Here is an 18,914-nt window from a genome sequence, read left to right on the forward strand (position 1 = left end):
GACTTGTGCGATCCGCCGCGATCCCTTTACCGGCGCGGCTTGACGGCGGATCGGGGCGGCTCGTTGTTTCCTGGCGCTTTCACTGGAAAATCCGCTAAAAAATACTTGCGTGGCCGTGCAAAGAGCACCACTATTAGCGGTGCGTAAATGACGCATTCATCTCATTCTTGTGAGGAGTCTTTCCGATGGCCACAGCAAAAAAAGCAGCAGCCGCAGTAAAGAAGCCAGCAGCAAAACCCGCAACCAAACCTGCCGCCAAAGCAGCCGCCAAACCGGCCGCCAAAGCCGCCGCTCCCAAGGCAGCAGCCAAGCCTGCAGCAAAGGCAGCGCCGAAAGCCGCACCGAAGGCCGCTCCCAAGGCAGCCGCTCCCAAGAAGGCCGCTGCAAAACCCGCCGCCAAGCCCGCAGCAAAGCGCACTCCCAATGCCGCCTTCATGAAGCCGCTGACACCGTCGGCTGCCCTGGGCGAAGTGGTCGGCGCCAAGCCGCTGCCGCGCACGGAAGTGACCAAGAAGGTCTGGGAATACATCAAGAAGCACAAGCTGCAAAACGCCGAAAACAAGCGCAACATCGATGCCGACGACAAGCTCAAGGCAATCTTCGGTGGCAAGAAGCAAGTCACGATGTTTGAAATGACCAAGCTGATCTCGGCTCACCTGAGCTGATCGACGCCCGCGGTTTGCAAGCGACTTGCAAACAAAAACGCCCGCAGATGTCATGCGGGCGTTTTTGTTTCCGGATGTTTCAGAGCGGGCCGGCTTGCTCGCCGGCTTTCCTCTTGTCTGACGCCTCTTGCAGCGCTTCTCTGATGGCGACCAGGCCTGTCACCGCCTACCATGGCGGTTCTGCAGGGTGTGGCACCGGCCGCAAAGGCCGCTTTCAGCGTTCCAGCTCACATCGTCACCGGCAGAACTGAATAAAAGAACCGAAAACCGGAAACCGGGTCTATCCCTGTGCCATCCACTGATGAGCCTGGACGCTCATGACCAAGAGAAAGGAAATGACCATGCCAAACCAATCCGCCACCCTGCGTCACCAACTGCTGCGTTCGGCCAGCGCCCTCGTGATCGGCCTGGCCGCCCTGAGCGGTGCATCGCACGTGTTCGCTGCGGGCAAGGCCGGCAATTCGGAATACCAGCAGCAGATCGCCGCCTGCAAGAGCGGTGCCTCCACCGAAGACCGCGCTACCTGCTTGCGTGAAGCCGGCGCCGCCCAGCAAGCCGCTGCACGCGGCACGCTGACCGATCCGGGTGCCGAGCAACTGAAGGAAAACGCCCTGCGCCGCTGTGAGGGCCTGCCGCAATCGGACCGCATCGATTGCGAGAAGCGCGTCAACGGCCAAGGCAACAGCGAGGGCAGCGTTGCCTCGGGCGGCATCCTGCGCGAAACCGTGACCATCGTCCCGGCCAAGTAATTTCGCTCTCCCCAAAAGCAAAGGCGGACGCCCATGGCGCCCGCCTTTGTCATTGCAGCCTGCGCAAAGATCAGGCAGCCAGCTTGCCCTGGATGAAGGCCAGCGCCTCGGCCAGCGGCACCTGGGTGGCTTCGGCATCGCGGCGGCCCTGGTACTCGATGTTGCCATCCTTGAGGCCACGGTCACCGACGACGATGCGATGCGGCACGCCGATCAGTTCCCAGTCGGCAAACATGGCGCCCGGACGCTCGCCACGGTCATCCAGCACCACATCCACACCGGCTTCGCTCAGTTGCGCGTACAGCTTGTCGATCTCGGTCTTGACGGCTTCGCTGCGGTCATAGCCCATGGGGCAGAGCACCACTTCAAAGGGCGCAATCGAGGTCGGCCAGATGATGCCGCGATCGTCGAAATTCTGTTCGATGGCCGCGCCCAGGATACGGGTCACGCCGATGCCATAGCAGCCCATCACCAGCGGTTGCGGCTTGCCGGACTCATCCAGGTAGGTTGCCTTCATGGCTTCGGAATAGGTGGTGCCCAGTTGGAACACGTGGCCCACTTCGATGCCGCGCTGGATCGCCAGCACACCCTTGCCGTCCGGGGAAGCATCGCCTTCGACGACGTTGCGGATATCGGCCACCAGCGGCTCGGGCAGGTCGCGGCCCCAGTTGGCACCGGTGAAGTGGAAATCGGCTTCGTTGGCACCGCAGACGAAATCGGCCATGTTGGCCACCGTGCGGTCGGCCACCACCTTGACCGGCTTCTTGGTCCCGATCGGGCCCAGGTAGCCCGGCGGCGTGCCGAACCACTCGACGATTTCGGCTTCATTGGCGAAGCGGTAGGTGGACAGGCCCGGGATCTTGCTGGCCTTCACTTCGTTGAGCTCATGGTCGCCGCGCAGCAGCAGCAGCCAGATTTCCTTCTTGGCCGGATCTTCGTTGTCCACTGCCAGCACGATGGATTTGACGGTGCGCGCCAGCGGCAGGCCCAGCAGTTCAGCCACGGCCTCGCACTTGGACTTGCCGGGCGTGGCGGTCTTTTCCAGCGCCTGGGTGGCGGCAGCGCGGCTGCTGTCCACGGGCAGCGCTTCGGCCGCTTCCATGTTGGCGGCGTAATCGGAGGTGGGGCAATACACCAGCGCGTCTTCACCGGTGGCTGCGATGACGTGGAATTCGTGCGAACCGGAACCGCCGATGGCACCGTTGTCGGCTGCCACGGCGCGGAACTCCAGGCCGAAGCGGGTGAAGATGCGCACGTAGGCGTCATACATGGCCTGGTAGGACTTCTTCAAGCCATCGACATCGCGGTCGAAGGAGTAGGCATCCTTCATCGTGAATTCACGGCCGCGCATGAGGCCGAAACGCGGGCGGCGCTCGTCGCGGAACTTGGTCTGGATGTGATAGAAGTTGACCGGCAATTGCTTGTAGCTGCGCAGCTCGGTGCGGGCCACGTCGGTGACCACTTCTTCCGAAGTCGGCTGGATGGCGAAGTCGCGGCCATGGCGATCTTTCACGCGCATGAGCTCGGCGCCCATCTTGTTCCAGCGGCCGGTTTCCTGCCACAGCTCGGCCGGCTGCACGACCGGCATCAACAGCTCGACGGCGCCGGCGCGGTTCATTTCCTCGCGCACGATGGCTTCGACCTTGCGAATCACGCGCAGACCCATGGGCATGTAGGTGTAGATGCCAGCCCCCAGACGCTTGATCATGCCGGCACGCATCATCAGCTTGTGGCTCACGATTTCAGCGTCGGACGGGGCTTCTTTCAGGGTGGAAATAAAAAAACGTGAGGCGCGCATGACGGTCGGTTCTTTTTAAAAAGAGGAGGGTTATAATCGTTCCAATTTTAAAGGATTAGCTGGCTGATGCGCCCTTTCTTTGCAGATTTGCTCCTAGTTTCAATGACATCCGTGCATCGATGTGATTGCTCCTGACCGCCTGGCGTACCGGCTTTGCCGCGTACGCCCGCAGTCGCATGAGCCTGCCTGAAAGGGACTTCCAGCCGCAGAAAGTTTGAGGATCACCATGCTGGATCGAGAAGGCTTCCGCCCGAACGTCGGCATCATCCTGCTCAACGCCAATAACGAGGTGTGGTGGGGCAAGCGCGTACGCGAGCACTCCTGGCAATTCCCGCAAGGCGGCATCAAGCACGGCGAGACCCCCGAACAGGCGATGTTCCGGGAACTGGAAGAAGAGATCGGCCTGCGTGCCGAGCACGTCAAGATCATCGGCCGCACCCGTGACTGGCTGCGCTACGAAGTCCCCGATCATTTCATCAAGCGTGAAGTGCGCGGCCATTACCGCGGCCAGAAGCAGATCTGGTTCCTGCTGCGCATGGTCGGGCGCGATTGCGATGTCAACCTGCGCGGCACCTCGCATCCGGAATTCGATGCCTGGCGCTGGCATGACTACTGGGTGCCGCTTGATGTGGTCATCGAGTTCAAGCGCGAGGTCTACCAGCAGGCGCTGCAGGAATTGTCGCGCTTCCTGAATCGTCCGGGCCACGGCCCGCGTCGTGCCGAACAATCCGGGCGCATTGCGCATCCCCACAAGAATCCGGGCCAGGCTGCACAAGCCCAGCCCTGCAACGGCGCGAGCACGCCGGAAACCAAGTGAGTTCCATGCCCTCTTTCCAGCAACCTGAATCCCCACGCCCCCTGTTTTCCGTGCGCGGCCTGCGCCGCGCGGTACTGGCCTGCTCGCTGCTGGCGGCCTGCGCCGGCGCACTGGCGCAGAGCTTCGATGAAGAATTCGACGACGAGGAAAAGCCCTGGCAGGAAATCGCCGTGCAGTTGCCGCCGACTCCCCAGGAGCAGAACCTGGCCGAGTTCTACCTCAGCCCGAATGCGACCATGAAGGCCTACATCGATACCAACTCGGTCTCGGTCGGCACCGACAAGGTGGTGCGCTACACCGTGGTCACCAAGACCGAAGGCGGTGCGGTCAACGTGATGTACGAAGGCATGCGCTGCGAGACCTGGGAAAAGAAGACCTACGCCTTCGGCCATCCCGATGGCAAATGGTCGCGCTCGCGTCGCGACAAGTGGCAGCCGATCCGCGATATCGGCGTCAATCGCATCGATGGCGCGCTGTTCAAGGATTATTTTTGCGAAGGCAAGATCATTGCCGACAATGAGAACGTCAAGAGCATCGTCAATCGCCTCAAGACGCAGACACGTATTGATCCTGTGCGTCGCTGATCGGTTTGCCGGTCTGAAGCACCCGATAAAAAACGCGGCCTCGGCCGCGTTTTTTGTTACCTGCACGAAATAATTTATATCTTATATATCTTATATATCTTATATATCGTATAAATCATTACCATCGCGCAACGTGATGCATCGCCTTCACAGCAGCACCAGGTTATCCCGATGCACCAGTTCCGGCTCCTCGACGAATCCCAGGATGGCCTGGATCTCCGAGGAAGGATGGCGGATGATGCGGCGCGCATCCGAGCTGTTGTAGTTGCTCATGCCGCGCGCGATGGCGCGGCCGCTCTCGTCCACGCAGGTAATCACGTCGCCCCGGCCGAACTCGCCCGAGACCTCCACCACGCCGATGGGCAGCAGCGACTTGCCTTCCAGGCTCAGCTTCTGCACCGCGCCGGCATCGAGCACAACGCGGCCGGCGGTCTTCAGGTGATCGGCCATCCATTGCTTGCGCGCGGTCAGTTGCGCGGTCTCGGCGTTGAGCTGGGTACCGATGGCTTCTCCCGCAGCCAGGCGCGTGAGGACCTGCTCCTCACGGCCCCAGGCGATCACGGTATGCGCGCCGGAGGTGGCGGCGCGCTTAGCGGCCAGGATCTTGGTCAGCATGCCGCCACGGCCAATGCCGGTACCGGTGCCGCCTGCGATGAGTTCCAGCGAGGGGTCGCCCGCACGCGCTTCGGAAATGAGGGTGGCCGTCGGATCCTTGCGCGGATCGGCGGTGAACAGGCCCGGCTGGTCGGTGAGGATGATGAGTGCTTCGGCTTCGATCAGGTTGGCCACCAGGGCGCCCAAGGTATCGTTGTCGCCGAACTTGATCTCGTCGGTGACCACCGTGTCGTTCTCGTTGATGACCGGCACCACGCCCAGTTGCAGCAGGGCGAACAGGGTGGAGCGGGCATTGAGGTAGCGTTCGCGGTCAGCCAGGTCGGCGTGGGTCAGCAGCACCTGCGCGGTGTGCAGGTCGTGCTTGCGGAAACTGGTTTCGTAGATCTGCGCCAGGCCCATCTGGCCGACAGCCGCACAAGCCTGCAGGTGATGGATGCCGGTCGGGCGCTTGTCGAAGCCCAGGCGCTGCATGCCTTCGGCCACCGCGCCCGAACTCACCAGCACCACTTCCTTGCCGAGCGCACGCAGTTGCGCGATCTGTTCCGCCCAGCGGGCGATGGCGTTGGCGTCCAGGCCCTTGCCATCATTGGTGACCAGGGAAGAGCCAACCTTGATGATGAGTCGCTTGGCGCGTTGAATGACCGATTGCATAGTGTTCCGGGTTCTGATTCTTCTGGGAGCGGTCGGAAAATCCGACAGGCAGAGATGATAGCCCGAACCGCCCCCGCGCGCAGCCCCAAGAAGGATCAGGGCCGCGGCGCAATGAATCAGTCCAGGACCTTGAAACGCGGATCGTCCGGATCGATGCTGGAGATGGCGCGGGCTTCCTCGGTCATCTGGGTTTCTTCCGAGCGGTGCTCTTCGGCGCGTTTGGTTTCCAGATACTTGTAGATCTCGTTGATGAGCTCTTCGCAGCCATCACGATTGAGCGCCGAAATCTCGAAGACCGGACCCTTCCAGCCGAAGCGCTTGACGAAATCCTTCACGCGCTTGGCACGCTCGGCCTCGGGCACCACGTCCAGCTTGTTCAGGACCAGCCAGCGCGGCTTGTCGAACAGGGACTGGTCGTACTTCTTCAGTTCCTGCACGATGGCCTTGGCTTCCTTGACCGGATCGACTTCATCATTGAAGGGGGCCAGGTCGACGATGTGCAGCAGCAGGCCGGTGCGCTGCAGGTGGCGCAGGAACTGCACGCCAAGGCCAGCACCATCGGCCGCACCTTCGATGAGGCCGGGGATATCGGCGATCACGAAGCTCTTTTCGTGGCTCACGCGCACCACGCCCAGGTTCGGGTGCAGGGTGGTGAAGGGATAGTCGGCGATCTTCGGACGGGCGTTGGAGACGGCCGTGATGAAGGTCGACTTGCCCGCATTGGGCATGCCCAAGAGGCCCACATCGGCCAGCACCTTCAGTTCCAGGCGCAGCTCGCGGCGCTCGCCTTCCTTGCCTTCGGTCTTCTGACGCGGGGCGCGGTTGGTGGAGGTCTTGAAGTGGATGTTGCCCCAGCCGCCTTCGCCGCCCTTGGCCAGCATCACGGTCTGGCCGTGGAAGGTCAGGTCGGCGATGTGTTCGCCGGTGTTGATGTCGACGATGAGCGTGCCCACCGGCATGCGCAGGTAGACGTCATCGGCACCCTTGCCGTAGCAGTCCGAGCCACGGCCATTTTCGCCGCGACCGGCGCGGTGCAGCTTGGCGTAGCGATAGTCGATCAGGGTGTTGACGTTGCGGTCGGCCACGGCCCAGATGGTGCCGCCCTTGCCGCCGTCGCCGCCGTCGGGACCGCCGAAGGGGCGGAATTTCTCGCGGCAGAAGCTGGCGACGCCGTTGCCGCCATCCCCTGCCACGACTTCAATACGTGCTTCGTCGATGAATTTCATGATTTGGACGCCTCATGGGTCATGGGAGCCGCTAACAAAACGTCGATGCATCCTCGGCCCTGGTCAGGACCCACCCCGGCGCTTCCGACGGAAGGCCGGGCTCGGCGCTTTGTTGACGGCTCTTCAAAAATCAAAAAGGCTCCACCACCGGCAGAGCCTTTTTTATGCCTGGTTTCCGGGCGAACCCGGATGACAGGAACGCTTACGCCGTAACGACGGTAGCGTATTGACGCTGTTGCAGGCCCTTGACAACGAACTTGACCTTGCCGTCCTTCAGGGCGAACAGGGTGTGGTCCTTGCCGACGCCGACGTTTTCGCCAGCGTGGACGCGGGTGCCGCGTTGACGGACGATGATGCCGCCAGCGTTGATCACTTGGCCGCCATAAACCTTGACGCCCAGGCGTTTCGATTCTGAGTCACGGCCGTTGCGCGTAGTGCCGCCGCCTTTTTTGTGTGCCATTTAAAACTCCTTGATGACTTTGGATGAGCAGTTCGTTCGGGTCAACGCTTAGGCGTTGATCGAGACGATTTGCAGTTCGGTGTAGTTCTGACGATGGCCTTGACGCTTTTGGTAGTGCTTGCGACGACGCATCTTGAAGATGCGGACCTTGTCATGGCGACCTTGTGCTACCACAGTAGCCAGCACCGTAGCACCTGCGACCAGCGGCGCACCGAACTTCACGGTTTCGCCTGCGCCCACTGCGAGCACTTGATCCAAAGTGATTTCGGAGCCAATGTCAGCCGGTATCTGTTCTACTTTGAGTTTTTCGCCAGCAGCAACTTTGTATTGTTTGCCGCCGGTTTTTATGACCGCGTACATGTGAAACCTCACGAATGAATGAATAAGAACGATTTTTCCCTTGCCGCGCCCGTCGAAAACCCATGGCGAAACAGGAAAACCGCAAATTATACAGGCACTTAGCCGCACGGTCAAAAGGCTTGACACTTTGGCCGACCTCTGTACAACACAGTTTCCGGCAGGACAATGCAAGCGGACTTGCTCGCCTGACAACACCCGGCAACACGGCGGCAATGAAAAACCTGCGGTTCCTGCCCGCATGCTCTTTGGCGTGCTGCCTGCTTGTCATCGTATAATCCCGGTAATAACCATTTCCCACAGGTTCCGCCTTGTCTGCCGCCGTACAAAACGCTTCGCAACAAACCATCATGCATCCGATCGTCGCCGACATGGAGGCGGTCAACGCAGTCATCCGCCGGCAGCTGTACTCGGAGGTGCCGCTGGTCAACCAGGTCGCCGAATACATCATCAGTGCGGGCGGCAAGCGCCTGCGCCCGGTGCTGGTGGTGCTCATCGCCAATGCCTTCGGCTACAAGGGCGAGCATCACCACTCGCTGGCGGCCGTGATCGAATTCATTCATACCGCCACCCTGCTGCATGACGATGTGGTCGACGAATCGTCGCTCCGCCGTGGCAAGCAGACCGCCAATGCCATGTTCGGCAATGCCGCCTCGGTGCTGGTGGGCGACTTCCTGTATTCGCGGGCCTTCCAGATGATGGTGGCGGTGGGCAACCCGCGGGTGATGGAAATCGTGGCCGACGCCACCAACGTCATCGCCGAAGGCGAGGTGTTGCAGCTGCTCAACATGCACAATCCGGATGTGGATGAAGCCGGCTACCTGCAGGTGATCCGCTCCAAGACGGCCAAGCTGTTCGAGGCCGCCAGCCAGATCGGCGCCCTGATTGCGGGCGCTGACGAAGCCGGCATCGAAGCCGCCGGCGAATATGGCCGCTCCATCGGCACCGCCTTCCAGCTGATCGACGACGTGCTGGATTATTCCGGCAACAGCGCCGAGATCGGCAAGAACGTCGGCGACGACCTGCGCGAAGGCAAGCCTACGCTGCCGCTGATCTGGCTGATGCAACATGGCACCCCGCAGCAGCGCGAACTGGTGCGCACCTGCATCGAGAACGGTGACGAACAGCATTTCGACGAAGTACTGTCGGCCATCACCCATTCGGGCGCCCTGGCTTATACCCGCGAACAGGCGGAAATCGCCGCCCGGCGCGCTGCGGATGCAATTATTTCACTTCCCGATAGCCAATTCAAAAAATCCCTGTTAGAATTATCGGCTTTCGCAGTAGATCGAAATCACTGACTTAGATCTCACTCGACGGGGTGTAGCTTAGCCTGGTAGAGCGCTACGTTCGGGACGTAGAGGCCGGAGGTTCGAATCCTCTCACCCCGACCATTAAACCCAGCAGCCATGCGGGTTTCCATAAGATGGTCTGTTTCCCAGTACTACAGTGTTCGCTGTAGTACATCAGTTAGGTTAGGTCCGTGGATTTCCTTTGATTTCCACGACCAAACTGCCTGCAATATCCCCCCTTCCAAAAGCTTCAAATATAATTTGCGTGGCCAATTTGGTACACGTAGACTGCTGGTCTGGTGCTTGCCTGTAAGCATCTAAATTTACAAAAATAACAATAAATGACCAGCATCAAAACTACCGTAGCCCAAACTGCGTCCAGCAGTTCGACTTCCGCCTCAACCAAGGCGTCCCGCACAGTACCAATCCCCGAATCACTGCATCACGTACCCGGTTATCCCGAAAAACTAAAAATCTACCGGATCGCGGCAAGCCGGTTCTGGCAAATCCGGCTGTACGACGAACACGCGAAAAAGACCATCAAACGCAGCTCACAGTCGGAACATAAAACCGAGGCCTTTAAGGCCGCAAAAGCGCTGTATGAACAAGTCGTCTTCCAGCGCCTAATCGGGGCAAGCACATCGGCCAAGAGCCGGTTCGACGTTTGCGCAAAAGCCATGATGGAACTGCAACAATCGCGGGTCGTTCGCAAAGAGATCTCCTTGAATGCCCATCAGAACGACCAGTACTTTCTCGATGCAACCATTCTGCCGCGCTTTCGCACGCTGGACGTTGCTGACGTGACATTCGACGAGCTAGAGCAATTCGTGGCGAAACTCGGAGAAACGCTATCGGGGTCATCGATTCTGCGGTATCTGGGTCTCGTGCGTAAGGTCCTGGAATATGCGCGCAATCGACACCTGCTGCAGGCACTACCCCAGTTCCCAAAGGTCCAAAAACAGGACCAGCCGCGCGGATGGTTCCGCCCGTCCGAGTACAGTGCGCTTCTCGCCCGAGCAAAACAGCTCGTGGGCCAAGTCGTCGAATTGCAACCTGCAACCGACGCAGCAACCGGCAAGAAACAGGAGGTTCGGCGCGTAACGATCACCAGCGACTTGCCCAACATGATCGCGTTCATGGTTAACGGCTTCATCCGCCCCACTGACTTGAAGAACATGCGCCACAAGCACATCGAGATCATCCGTGGCGATCACACGTTTTTGCGGCTGACGCTGCCCGAGAGCAAGAAGCACGACAAGCCGATCGTTACCCTCGAAAAAGCCGTGGCCATTTACGAGGAAATTCAGACCGAGAATGCGAAAAGGGAACTTGCCGCCTCAGACGACTATGTATTCATGCCGACCTATACCAACCGGGCAACGGCATTGCGCAAGCTCCAACAGCAGTTCAACTATGTGCTGCAAGACCTGAACTTCAAGAAAGGCGCGCTCGACGAAGACCGCACGATCTACAGCCTCCGCCACACCTGCATCATGTTCCGCTTGCTCGACGGCGACAACATCGACCTGCTGACGCTAGCTCGTAATGCCAGAACTTCCGTCGAGATGATCGAGCGTTTCTATGCCAGCCAGCTTACTGGCGAGATGAACATCGATTCGTTGCAGTCGGTGCGTACCCAGAAAGGTCTGCAGCTTTCCAAGTCGCTGGATGCCGGCATACCGCTCAAAGTCCAGTCCGGAATTGTTTCCCTAGACTTGCCAGCTCCCTCCCCTGCTCAGCTTGACCTGAACTGAGCCCCTCAAAACATCGGAGTATGCCACTCGAGCCAGAGATTTTACGAGGCTCGAAATAGAATGCTCCGATCGTCATACCATGTCAGGCGTCTCTTGAAGAGACGCTTGAAGGACAACCAAGCCATTTGCCCCCCTTCAAAGCAACCTACATAAACGTTGGTTCGATGCCGGCCTTGCCCAGAATAACCTATCGTCGAAGAGCCGCTAAAAACTTATTTCTGTGCCATTAACTGACGCTTGGCAGGTTGCCAAAATCAAATAATGCCTAGGGTGATCGATCATCTATCTTAAAATTACCCCTATGAGCCTAGTAAAGTCAAAAAAGCGCGTTGCAGATCACGGAGAGGTTTTCACGCCAGCATGGATGGTGGAAGCCATGCTAGATCTTGTCAAAGAGGAAACTGAACGCATTGACTCCCGGTTTCTGGAGCCAGCATGCGGGAGCGGTAATTTCATTGTTCGGATACTACAACGCAAGCTTGCTGCCGTGGAAGTTAAGTATGGCAAGTCTGATTTCGAGCGCCGGCATTATGCGTTACTTGCACTAATGTGCATTTATGGTATCGAATTATTGACAGACAACATCGCAGAGTGCCGTTCTAACGTGTTGGAAGTTTTTACCGAATACCTCAATCTTGATGACAAGAACGAGCTGTATCAAGCAGCATCGTATGTGCTGTCGCAGAACCTTGTGCACGGTGACGCGCTGACTATGCGTACCAAGGACGGTCAACCGATCACCTTCGCCGAATGGGGTTACCTCGGCAAAGGCAAGTACCAACGGCGCGACTTCCGATTCGATGCTCTCACAGGCTCGTCTGCCTTCAGCGCAGAGGACTCTCTTTTTGCCCATTTGGGCAAACACGAAATTTTCTTACCTTTAAAAACCTACCCATCGATGACGGTGCGCGAACTTGCAGCAACCGCACAGGTTGGAGGTCCCATGGAGGCATCATGAGCGCTCAAGCCAGTTTCACACTGCGAGGACGCAACCCGGATGTCCTGACCTGCATCGCAAATCTTTCGAACGACGAAGTCTTCACTCCGCCCGAACTTGCTAATCGCATGCTCGATATGCTGGCCGAGACATGGGCTGCTGATAACGGCGGCGCAAATATATGGGCGGACAAGAGGGTCAGGTTCTTGGACCCGTGCACAAAATCGGGTGTGTTCCTACGCGAAATTACTAGCCGCCTCACTGTGGGGCTTGCGCAAGAGATCCCGGACCTCCGCGAGCGCGTAAACCATATTCTGACCATGCAAGTTTTCGGCATCGGTATTACACGCCTGACCAGCCTACTTGCACGGCGCAGCGTGTATTGCTCCAAGGATGCCGACGGTCAGCACTCCATTGCCACAGGCTTTACCAGCGATGCAGGGAATATCTGGTTCGAGCGCACCGAGCATACTTGGGTCAATCGTAAATGCATATTTTGTGGTGCCAGCCAGATAACCCTGGACCGTGGTCAAGACCTAGAAACCCATGCTTATGCGTTCATTCATACAGACGACATCAAGGCCCGGGTGGCCGAGCTCTTTGGAGATGACATGCAGTTCGATGTAATTATTGGAAATCCCCCATACCAGCTAGGTGACGGCGGCGGCGGCGGCGGTGCCTCTGCTACGCCAATTTATAACCTATTTGTCGAGGCGGCACTATCACTAGAGCCGAGATATACCGTAATGATTACCCCATCCCGGTGGTTTTCTGGCGGTAAGGGCCTAGATGACTTTCGTGACCGAATGCTTCGTGACCACCGCTTCGTTAAGCTTGTTGATTTCCCGCAGTTATACGACGTATTTCCAGGCGTGAAAATTCGGGGTGGCATTTCGTATTGGTTATGGGGACGAGAACACAATGGCGGTTGCGAAGTCGTCACGATGATCGGTAATGAAAGAGTCGGTGAGCCCGTCGTACGACAGCTCGATGCTTACGATGTTTTTGTGCGGCGCAATGAAGCTGTTCGTATCCTCGATAAAGTTGTGTCTTTTCACATTAATGGGCGAGGAGAAGGTAATCTCGGGGATCAGGTTTCCCCGAGACGCCCTTTCGGTCTGACAAATCAACGTGGCAAGCCCACAAAAAAAGGACTCAAAGAACCAGTTCTGCTATATGGCAATCAGAACACGTCCTACGTTGAGAGATCAATCATAACTAGCAACCCTGAGTGGGTTGATCAATGGAAGGTCCTTTTGGTTAAGGCCCATGGAACAAGTGGACGTGACGACGTTAGTATTCTTGGCGAACCCATAGTAGCGGGGCCCGGAACAGCATGCACTGAGACCTATTTGGTAATTGGCGTGTGCGGGTCTGAGTCTGAAGCGCAAAACCTTGCTGCATACATGCGAACAAGGTTTGTGAGATTTCTCGTGTCGCTTCGGAAAATTACGCAAAACATTACACGCGCCTCTTATCGATTTGTGCCGAAACTTCCAATGAATCGTCTGTGGTCTGACGAAGATTTGTACGCACGATATGGAATTACAAAGGATGAGGTTGCATTCATCGAGTCACTTATAGCAGACCGCCCAAGTAATGAGGGCGGCGAATCTGAAGAGCACGACGATGAATAAACCCGCTATCGAAGAAATCCTCGCCCCCAAACCAGATGCTCGGCCACGTATCTATGCCTATTCTATATCTGATGCAGCTCACAAGAATTTGCTCAAGATAGGGCAGACTACACGTGATGTGAAACTACGTGTGGCCGAGCAGCTCAAGACAGCCGCTATCAAAAACTACACCATCGAACTGGCCGAACTTGCCGAGCGCGGAGATGGTTCTATCTTTACTGACCACGAGGTGCGTGCGACGCTAGTAAGAAAAGGCTTTGAGAATACCGAGCTGGAATGGGTACGTTGCTCCGTAGCGGATTTAAAAACGGTGCTCGCCGAGCTGCGTACGGGTCAGCGTTTCAGCGGCACGCATCATGAATCTTTTGGCATGCGCGAGGAGCAGGCAGAGGCGGTAAACAAGACGTTTGAGTACTATCAGTCGATTTGGTCCGAGGACAGGAATGCCGCGCCGCGCTTTCTATGGAATGCCAAAATGCGATTTGGCAAGACCTTCACGACTTATCAGTTAGCGAAGAAGCTCAATGCTAAGCGCGTGTTGGTAGTGACTTTCAAACCAGCTGTCGAGGACGCATGGCAGACGGACCTAGAAAATCATCGGGACTTTGATGGTTGGCAATATCTATCGCGCTCGTCAGGAAGCGACCCGACACAAATCGACCGCAACCGGCCGGTGGTGTATTTCGGTTCGTTTCAAGACCTACTTGGGCGCGATGCAGCAGGAAACATCAAACCGAGGAATGAGTGGCTGCACACAGTAAATTGGGATTTGGTGGTTTTCGATGAATACCACTTCGGTGCGTGGCGTGAAACAGCCAAGGAATTGTTTGAGGGCGAGGAAGAGGAAATCAGCAGAGCGGAGGCACGACTTGAAGACGCTAAGGGTCTGAAGGAAAGAATCGCCGACTTGCAAGAGCCCCTGGAGAAGGAAACAGAGTTCTTACCCATTACCACCAGGGCGTATTTATACCTTTCGGGCACGCCGTTCAAGGCGCTGGCTACAGGCGAGTTCATTGAGGAGCAAATCTTCAACTGGACTTACACCGACGAGCAGCGTGCGAAGGCGACGTTTGCAGCCAAACATCCCGGTAAACGCAATCCCTATGGTGCCTTGCCACAGATGCGTCTGCTGACCTATCAAATGCCGGACGAGCTACTCGCGGTTGCCAGCGGCGGCGAATTTGACGAATTCGACCTCAATGCGTTTTTTGAGGCATCAGGCTCGGGCGAGTCCGCGCAGTTCAAGCACAAGAGCGATGTGCAGAAATGGCTGGACATTATTCGGGGAGGGTACACATCCCATTCGGCCGAACTGCTGAAAGCAGGCACGCGGCCGCCGTTTCCTTATTCGGATGTGCGCTTACTACCTTACCTGCAGCATTCGTTCTGGTTTCTCCCAAATGTAGCTGCCTGCTACGCAATGGGAAATCTACTGGCCGAGCGGCATAACACCTTCTGGCACGACTATCGGGTCATCGTTGCTGCCGGGACTGCGGCAGGCATTGGTCTAGATGCGCTGCCGCCGATACGCAAAGCCATTGGTAGCGGGTTCGAGAGCAAGACTATAACCCTGTCTTGCGGCAAGCTCACCACGGGTGTAACGGTTCCGCAGTGGTCGTCTATCCTAATGCTACGCAATCTAAAGTCGCCAGAGACCTATTTTCAGGCAGCATTCCGCGTTCAGTCTCCATGGTCCATCAAGAATCCTAACGGCGACAACCCGAACGAGGAGGAGATTCTCAAGCCGGTGTGTTTCGTGTTTGACTTTGCACCCACTCGGGCATTGCGGCAGCTCTCCGATTACGGGATCGGTCTATCACCCAACGAGTCCGACGCGGAAAATGCGGTGAAGGATTTAGTCGCTTTCCTGCCAGTATTGGCTTACGACGGCGCAAATATGACACAAATCGATGCTGGCGGTATTCTAGACATAGCAATGGCGGGGACATCTGCAACGCTATTGGCCCGTAAATGGGAGAGTGCGCTACTTGTCAACGTGGACAACGACACCCTGCGTCGCATCCTCGACAATCCTGATGCGATGGCGGCGGTGGAGCGCATCGAAGGCTGGCGCACGTTAGGTGACAACATCATCGAGACCATCATCAATAAAAGCGATAGGGTCAAAGATCTCAAGAACAAAGCCAAGCAGGAAAAACTATCAGCAAAGGAGAAGAACGAGCTGACAGAGGAGGAAAAGGAATATAAGTCCAAACGCAAGCTGGTGCAGGAAAAATTAATCAAATTCGCGACGCGCATCCCAGCGTTCATGTACCTGACCGACTTCCGTGAGAACACCTTACAGGATGTCATTACAAAATTGGAGCCGGAGCTATTTCTTACAGTAACCGGACTGACGGTGCAGGACTTTCACCTTCTCGTGCGACTTAAGGTATTCAATACTGAGCAGATGAACCAAGCGGTGTTTGCATTTCGACGTTATGAAGACGCCTCACTACGTTATACAGGCATCGAAAGTCATGATGGCCTGAACCATTATGGGCTTTATGACACTGTTGTGGCAAAAGAATGAAACGCCCCTATCCAAGGGCATCTTCAAGACCAGCCTTCTGCACCTCTCCTGACATCCGCGTAAACAGTCTAGCGTCCGCTATGGCCGAGCTTCTGCCCAGTTTGGCCAAGCTGGATGACAGCGCTCCGTGATTCGCTGCTGCTGTACTGCTCCACAAGACCTGAGTGAGGCGCAGTCAGCCTGTTATTGACGCAATTGGAATGTCGGCTTCAACCCATCGCGAGGCCGTTGGTTGCGATCACCAATCTGTACGATTTTCAATGCAACGGTTTTTGCAATGTCCAAAACATAGGAGTTCGTCCACGCACCAACTTGCCGAAGTTTTGTTGACCAGAGTGCATATACCGCACGCATCCCCGTAGGCGTGACGAGAGCGCCGCCATCCGATTTTCTATGGCATTTCTGTTCTCTACTTATTTAAGGCAAAAAGTCACGCCTAATCGCCTCTCAACGACGTACTTGCACCATCTCAGTTTTTAGGAACAAAGTCACTCTTTACTTGCATACCGCCTCCCAGAGATTACCCTCTCGAAAACGGTTACTGGATCGGGGCACAAGATGAGCTACGCAGCTCCTTTTAGAGCAATAACAAAAACTGAATTAATTGCAAAGGTTATTGGCACAAATCGCACTGTGGAATACAGGACAGGAAAAGCATGTCAAGTACAACGCAATCCGGCGCATCCTGGTATGTTTATTGTATGGTTTAGCATGACGAATGTTGCGCACGTACCTGCAGAACGACTCTCTGAGACCATTGAGTACACGGACGGCAGGCCAGAGGGCTGGCAATGAAGTTTGCGCTTGGTAAGCTCGTAATTACTACTGCCTGCAAAGCGCATATGGAAAGCATTGCAGAGCAGCCCTTAAAGTACCTGATGCGACACCTCAACTGCGACTGGGGCGAGTTAGAACCTGAAGACAAACAGGCAAACGAGCAAGCAATTAATTGCCCGATTCGTATCCTTTCACGCTACACGCTCCGGGACTGGTCAAGCATCTACATCATAACGGAGCATGACCGCAGTTACACGACGATCATGCTCAGCGACGAGTACTAGCCGCAGAGACCGGCACATCAAATGAATCACAGGCATTCAAGAGTGCGACGAAGCTCTGTTTGAGCCCAATATACGCCTCCGAAAGCTTGCTAGATAAATCAAAGCGTCCCTCTAAGTGACGCATCTTTCACAACTAGCTTATCACTACAATCTACAAGCCGAGCCGTCACGCCTCGTTACATCCAGAACGGCATTCAAGTATGCGAAATTGCACATACAGTGCCCGCTAAAAAGCGGACACTTCAATGCGCAAGCAGGGAACTACTAATCTACACTCGGAATTGAGATGTCTTGACTTCTTCCCGATCTATCTTGCATTCACAACAAGTCCGTCCTGTTGCAATCGATACATTCCGACTACGGTCTCGAGATGTCTCAGATACTTGCGATTGTCTCGCAGGTGCGCAACGCTCTGTAGTGCTTTCAGCACAACCGGATCGCTTAATAGCAAGCCTTCTTGACCGAGAATCCATTTGGCTCGCCCAAGAAATTGCTCGGGGCTAGCGGGCAGCACTTCCAGGCATTCGCACCGAGAAGTCAACGAGCGCGGCAGTTTGTTAATTTCATTAGTACAAATAATGACCATGGAGTCGCCTTGGATTTTGTCTAGCTCGGTCCAAAACACACTGCAATTTTCATCGTGAAAAGCGAACTCTTCGATTACCAAGTAATACCGCTGATCTTGGAGGTGAGCAAGGTTTCGACCATTCTGCATGCGATTGATCAGTTGATAGAGATTACCCTTGATTTCTTTCGCATGAATGACATCTACTGTCGTTTTCTTTCCCTCGATTGCCGCCGGCAAAAGATTGGCAATAGTGCTTTTCCCGGTGCCTTGCGTCCCCCAAAGAATGAGACTTCCGCTCTTGAAACCCTTCTCGTACATTTGCATCATTATCTTGACTTCCTCTGACCCGAAGACAATTTCGTTAAAAGCACGCGGTTTATATTTTTCAGTGAATGGTGTATGCGTTGTCATGTTTGATCCTGGTTGGTTATAAATTCGCGTCCGGACGCTGGCGACCGGGCGCTTTAATATGTTTGTTTAGGCAGAAGTCGAAACCGCTGGCTTAGCATGCTCGCGACTTTGTCGTGTTCGGTACGAAGTGTGCAGCTTGGATCCGAACATGGGAAAAACCTGAACCTCGGCCCCATGAGGTTTATAACTGCTCCATGTTGGTTTCGTGTCTTGCTTGGTCTCGGGCAAGCCGTGTTCAGGGTTTGATGTTTCTTTATTCCGGATATGGCGCGCCGTTTCCTGTGCTGCGCGAAGCTGCTCTTCGCGATCTGCAGCAGTTTCTGGCACTTGTTGAGTCAATTCGAAGCGACCGATTTCCCTTTGGATGGCTTCGATCATCTTTTCCGAAGCAGACGGCAACAATCCAACAATACGGATGGTTCCATCGGGCGAAGGCTCAGCAACCAGCAAACCCGTGCCCTGCAGTGTCATTCCCGACTGGAGTTCGATCGTCGCCAAGGGAGCATGCTTGGCTTCTTCCATCTTCAGCTTCACATCAGCTACAGCCGTTTTGAGTTTTTCACGTTCCGCCTTTACGTCATCGCTTATGGCGATACGGCGACTTACCTCTTCGATGCCCCCTTGTTCCTCAATCCATGCTGCGAATGTTTCTCCCGTTTGTTGGTCTACATGAGCTACGGTCAGAACATACGCATATTTGGCAGCATAAAGTGGACCCATCCGTCAAGACAGCGTTTGCCAGAATTTAAGCTGCATCCATGACTTCACTTGCAGCAGAACAGCGCTGCCCTGATCCTGC

The 18,914-nt window shown here is 56.1% G+C and carries 17 protein-coding genes and 1 tRNA gene; 11 read left to right on the plus strand and 7 right to left on the minus strand.

Features of this window, described 5'->3' with window-relative positions; translation table 11 throughout:
* Positions 1-185: 185 nt before the first annotated feature.
* Entirely contained in the window at positions 186-665 is a 480-nt protein-coding gene (locus tag CEJ45_RS17210; RefSeq protein WP_088756262.1) for an SWIB/MDM2 domain-containing protein, read from the plus strand.
* 341 nt (positions 666-1,006) lie between these two features.
* On the plus strand, positions 1,007-1,414 hold the full coding sequence (locus CEJ45_RS17215) for a hypothetical protein (RefSeq protein ID WP_088756281.1): 408 nt from the start codon (positions 1,007-1,009) through the stop codon (positions 1,412-1,414).
* A gap of 70 nt (positions 1,415-1,484) precedes the next feature.
* On the opposite strand, the gene CEJ45_RS17220 is transcribed toward CEJ45_RS17215, so the two are convergent.
* Positions 1,485-3,212 (minus strand): proline--tRNA ligase, encoded by a 1,728-nt coding sequence (locus CEJ45_RS17220; RefSeq protein ID WP_088756263.1) that lies wholly within the window; start codon positions 3,210-3,212, stop codon positions 1,485-1,487.
* A gap of 226 nt (positions 3,213-3,438) precedes the next feature.
* On the opposite strand from CEJ45_RS17220, the gene CEJ45_RS17225 reads away from it, so the two are divergent.
* Together CEJ45_RS17225 and CEJ45_RS17230 are read left to right on the plus strand one after the other, a co-directional pair.
* Entirely contained in the window at positions 3,439-4,029 is a 591-nt protein-coding gene (locus CEJ45_RS17225) for an RNA pyrophosphohydrolase (RefSeq protein ID WP_088756264.1), read from the plus strand.
* A gap of 5 nt (positions 4,030-4,034) precedes the next feature.
* The gene (locus CEJ45_RS17230; protein WP_088756282.1) at positions 4,035-4,613 is read left to right on the plus strand and encodes a CNP1-like family protein; all 579 of its coding nucleotides are present in this window, start codon (positions 4,035-4,037) and stop codon (positions 4,611-4,613) included.
* 147 nt (positions 4,614-4,760) lie between these two features.
* On the opposite strand, the gene proB is transcribed toward CEJ45_RS17230, so the two are convergent.
* From proB to rplU, 4 genes are all read right to left on the minus strand, one after another.
* Entirely contained in the window at positions 4,761-5,879 is a 1,119-nt protein-coding gene (gene proB, locus CEJ45_RS17235) for a glutamate 5-kinase (protein ID WP_088756265.1), read from the minus strand.
* Positions 5,880-5,995: 116 nt separating this feature from the next.
* Positions 5,996-7,105 carry a GTPase ObgE gene (gene obgE, locus CEJ45_RS17240; protein ID WP_008334622.1) on the minus strand — a complete coding sequence of 370 codons (1,110 nt, stop codon included), beginning with the start codon at positions 7,103-7,105 and terminating at the stop codon, positions 5,996-5,998.
* Between the two features lie 202 nt (positions 7,106-7,307).
* Positions 7,308-7,565, minus strand: coding sequence for a 50S ribosomal protein L27 (rpmA, locus tag CEJ45_RS17245; protein WP_006713216.1), 258 nt, complete (start codon positions 7,563-7,565; stop codon positions 7,308-7,310).
* A gap of 48 nt (positions 7,566-7,613) precedes the next feature.
* A complete protein-coding gene (gene rplU, locus CEJ45_RS17250; RefSeq protein ID WP_006713215.1) occupies positions 7,614-7,925 on the minus strand; it encodes a 50S ribosomal protein L21 in 312 nt (103 codons plus the stop codon).
* Between the two features lie 347 nt (positions 7,926-8,272).
* Here rplU and ispB point away from each other — a divergent pair, with 347 nt between their 5' ends.
* The 7 genes from ispB to CEJ45_RS17285 all read left to right on the plus strand — a co-directional run bounded on the left by ispB (position 8,273) and on the right by CEJ45_RS17285 (position 17,136).
* A complete protein-coding gene (ispB, locus tag CEJ45_RS17255; RefSeq protein ID WP_186450175.1) occupies positions 8,273-9,223 on the plus strand; it encodes an octaprenyl diphosphate synthase in 951 nt (316 codons plus the stop codon).
* Positions 9,224-9,239: 16 nt separating this feature from the next.
* Positions 9,240-9,316 (plus strand) — tRNA-Pro (locus tag CEJ45_RS17260).
* A gap of 239 nt (positions 9,317-9,555) precedes the next feature.
* Positions 9,556-10,968, plus strand: a complete 1,413-nt coding sequence (locus CEJ45_RS17265; protein WP_088756266.1) for a hypothetical protein — start codon at positions 9,556-9,558, stop codon at positions 10,966-10,968.
* A 376-nt stretch (positions 10,969-11,344) separates the two neighbouring features.
* Positions 11,345-11,926 carry an SAM-dependent DNA methyltransferase gene (locus tag CEJ45_RS17270; protein ID WP_241517367.1) on the plus strand — a complete coding sequence of 194 codons (582 nt, stop codon included), beginning with the start codon at positions 11,345-11,347 and terminating at the stop codon, positions 11,924-11,926.
* The gene (locus CEJ45_RS17275; RefSeq protein ID WP_088756268.1) at positions 11,923-13,542 is read left to right on the plus strand and encodes an Eco57I restriction-modification methylase domain-containing protein; all 1,620 of its coding nucleotides are present in this window, start codon (positions 11,923-11,925) and stop codon (positions 13,540-13,542) included. The genes CEJ45_RS17270 and CEJ45_RS17275 overlap by 4 nt, the downstream gene beginning before the upstream one ends.
* Positions 13,535-16,075 carry a DEAD/DEAH box helicase family protein gene (locus tag CEJ45_RS17280; protein WP_088756269.1) on the plus strand — a complete coding sequence of 847 codons (2,541 nt, stop codon included), beginning with the start codon at positions 13,535-13,537 and terminating at the stop codon, positions 16,073-16,075. Before CEJ45_RS17275 ends, CEJ45_RS17280 begins: the two co-directional genes overlap by 8 nt.
* A 791-nt stretch (positions 16,076-16,866) precedes the next feature.
* Positions 16,867-17,136, plus strand: coding sequence for a hypothetical protein (locus tag CEJ45_RS17285; protein ID WP_088756270.1), 270 nt, complete (start codon positions 16,867-16,869; stop codon positions 17,134-17,136).
* A gap of 307 nt (positions 17,137-17,443) precedes the next feature.
* Here CEJ45_RS17285 and CEJ45_RS17290 read toward each other — a convergent pair whose 3' ends face one another.
* Positions 17,444-18,115 (minus strand): AAA family ATPase, encoded by a 672-nt coding sequence (locus CEJ45_RS17290; RefSeq protein ID WP_088756271.1) that lies wholly within the window; start codon positions 18,113-18,115, stop codon positions 17,444-17,446.
* Between the two features lie 66 nt (positions 18,116-18,181).
* Complete coding sequence (locus CEJ45_RS24620) at positions 18,182-18,835, minus strand: hypothetical protein (RefSeq protein ID WP_141107017.1); 654 nt, start codon at positions 18,833-18,835, stop codon at positions 18,182-18,184.
* Positions 18,836-18,914: the final 79 nt, after the last annotated feature.

The organism is Herbaspirillum aquaticum (genome assembly GCF_002213425.1).
GTDB classification, from domain to species: Bacteria; Pseudomonadota; Gammaproteobacteria; order Burkholderiales; family Burkholderiaceae_D; genus Herbaspirillum; species Herbaspirillum aquaticum.